This window comes from Sphingopyxis sp., from assembly GCF_036402335.1.
Taxonomy (GTDB): Bacteria; Pseudomonadota; Alphaproteobacteria; order Sphingomonadales; family Sphingomonadaceae; genus Sphingopyxis.
The window spans coordinates 1-2,779 of record NZ_DASWTD010000589.1; the positions used below are offsets into that span (position 1 = coordinate 1).

A 2,779-nucleotide genomic window follows, 5' to 3' on the forward strand; every position below is an offset into this window, starting at 1 on the left:
AAAAACTCGATTGCGGATCGGGGGTGCGACCGCAATATGCAGGAGCACGCCATATCGCGGTGCCGGGCGCCCGCATTCCGGAACTGGGCGAAGTGTTGCGCGCCTTCAAGGACAGCGAAGCGCTTTTCTTCGCCGAAACCAAGATACCCAAGGACGCCGACATCGATCCTGTCAAATTCGCAACCCTGCTGGATGCAGCGGTGCGCGAAAATGGCCTGGAGGACCGGCTGATCCTCCAGTCGTTCGATTTTCGCACGATCGATGCGCTGCACCGGATCAATCCCCGCATCCGCACCTGCCTGCTCGGCGTGCCGCGGCAGACGCGCGACTATCTCGCGATGCTGCGCCGGCATCACGCCACCTGCATCGTGCTGGGCCATGACGAGATCGACCGGACCGAAACCGGTCGATTGCAGGGCGCCGGCATCCTCGTCTTCTCGGGAGTCGCCGATCAGGAAGACCAATGGCGGAAATATGCCGACCTTGGTGTCGACGCCATTTTCACCAACGATCCCGAAGGCGCGGTCGCATTCCTCAAACGATCCGGGCTCCGCGACTGACACGATCGTGGCCACGCCGCCAGGATAAACCACCCGCCCTTTCCCGTTTCCCGAATTCAAAGGCCCCGGACATGAACCCTGCCATCGAACTGGATCGCCGCAAACTCATCAAGGCGGCGGGAGGTCTGGCCTTGTTCGCCGGCCTTTCGCGCACGCCGCTGTTCGCGCAGCCGCTTGGCGCCAACCCGTTTACGTTGGGCGTTGCATCGGGCGATCCGTGGCCGGACGGTTTCGTGATCTGGACGCGTCTCGCGCCGCGCCCGTTCGACGAGCATGGCGGGATGCCCGCCGCGCATGTGCCGGTGCGCTGGGAAGTCGCCGAGGATGCGGCGTGCTCGCGCATTGTCCGGAGCGGCGAGACGATGGCGCTGCCCGAGTTGGGCCACGCGGTGCATGTCGAGGTCGGCGGGCTGCTGCCGCACCGCCCCTATTGGTATCGCTTCATGGTCGCCGGATCGGATAGCAGCCCGGTCGGCACCGCACGCACTGCGCCCGCACGCGATGCGCTTGCGGAGCGCATCCGGATCGGCGTCGCCGGGTGCCAGAACTACGAGATGGGCTATTACGACGCCTGGGCGCATCTCGCGAACGAACCCGACCTCGACCTGATCTTCCACTATGGCGACTATATCTACGAAAGCGGCACGATGCCGCTGGGGTCGCGCGCCAAGGGTTCCCCGATCGTTCGCCAGCATCTCGGCGATGAAATCTACAGTATCGAGGACTATCGCCGCCGCTACGCCCAATACAAGAGCGATCCAGCCCTCCAGGCGGCGCACGCCGCGTGCGCCTTTGCCTGTTCGTTCGACGATCACGAGATCGACAATAATTGGGCCGGCGATTTCGATCAGGACGGGACCAGCGCCGAAATCTTCGCATTGCGCCGCTTCGCCGGTCTGCAGGCGTGGTACGAGAATATGCCCGTCCGCAAGGCCCAGTTCCCCGGCGGCGGCGGTCTCACCGCCTATCGCCGCCTCGACTATGGCCGCCTGTTGCGCACGCACATGCTCGACACGCGCTCGTATCGCTCGGACCAGCCTTGCAACGACGGCAAGATTCAACCGTGCCCCAGGGAAGCGCTCAACGCACCGGATATGCTGGGAGCCGCACAGGAAGCATGGCTGGACGACGGGCTCGGCAATCAGGCGACGTGGAACCTGCTGGCGCAGCAGGTGATCGTGATGCCGGTCGATTTTCGCACCGAGGATGCGGCCGAAGGAAAATTCGCTACCGATCTTTGGGACGGTTACCGGCCGGCGCGAGCACGGCTGATCGAATCGATCCGCAAGCACGACCTGACCAACGTCGTCATCGCGACCGGCGACCACCATCGCCATCTCGTCGGGTCGGTTCCGGAGAATGACGCGCGGCCCGATGGCGCCAAGGTCGCTGTCGAGTTCCAGGCCGCTTCGATCACATCCAACGGCAACGGCAGGGGCGAGACGGGCCTCGAGCATATGATGCGCAACAACCCGCACTTCGACCTGTATACCGACCGGCGCGGCTACCAGCTTTTCGATATTACGCCCAAGGCGTGGACGACCGAGGTCAAGGTGATGGATCAGGTCGAACAGCCGGGCGGCAGGATCAGCACGCTCGCCAGATATGCGGTGACGCCCGATGCACCCGTCCTCCATCGCGCATGAACGATCGGCAGAGAGGCCGGAAGAGCGAGCAAGCGCACCGAACTTCGGCTAGCGCGTTATGTCTTGCGTCACATCGGTTGCACGGTCGATCGCCGGGCGCGAGAAGGGCGCAAAATCCCCGCGAAGACCATGTTTGAGCGCGGCCAGCGCAAGGCCGTGCTTCGCCACCTCCGCCAGGCCCTTGCCTTCCCACAATCCGTCGAGCACGCCGGCCGCAAAGGCGTCTCCGGTTCCGACCCGGTCGATTATCGGCGCGATGATCGCAGGATCGCTTACGCCCCGGGCCTCGCGACTATCGATACGCGCGGTCAGCCGGTGCGTGTCCGCGTCCATGATTTCGCGGGCGGTGGATGCTACATATTCGAGCGATGGGAAGTGATCGAGTAGCGCGAGCGCCGCCTCGCGCCGCCGGTCTTCGCCATCACCCGAAAAATCGCGGCCGAGAAGCAGCGCCGCGTCGCGATGATTGCCGAACAGCAGCGTCGCCTGTGCGACGATCGGCTTCAATATCGCGGCGGGTTCGGACGCCCAGCGCTCCCAAAGTCGGCCGCGCCAATTGCCGTCGAACGACAC

General features: G+C 64.5%; 3 protein-coding genes. 2 read left to right on the top strand and 1 reads right to left on the bottom strand.

Annotated elements, in window-relative coordinates:
• On the top strand, positions 1-560 hold a 560-nt coding region (locus VGD20_RS19145), incomplete at its 5' end, for a glycerophosphodiester phosphodiesterase family protein (protein ID WP_331135968.1).
• 71 nt (positions 561-631) lie between these two features.
• Positions 632-2,206, top strand: a complete 1,575-nt coding sequence (locus tag VGD20_RS19150; RefSeq protein ID WP_331135969.1) for an alkaline phosphatase D family protein — start codon at positions 632-634, stop codon at positions 2,204-2,206.
• A gap of 48 nt (positions 2,207-2,254) precedes the next feature.
• Here VGD20_RS19150 and VGD20_RS19155 read toward each other — a convergent pair.
• The coding region (locus VGD20_RS19155; protein ID WP_331135970.1) for a PfkB family carbohydrate kinase at positions 2,255-2,779 on the bottom strand (525 nt) is incomplete at its 5' end.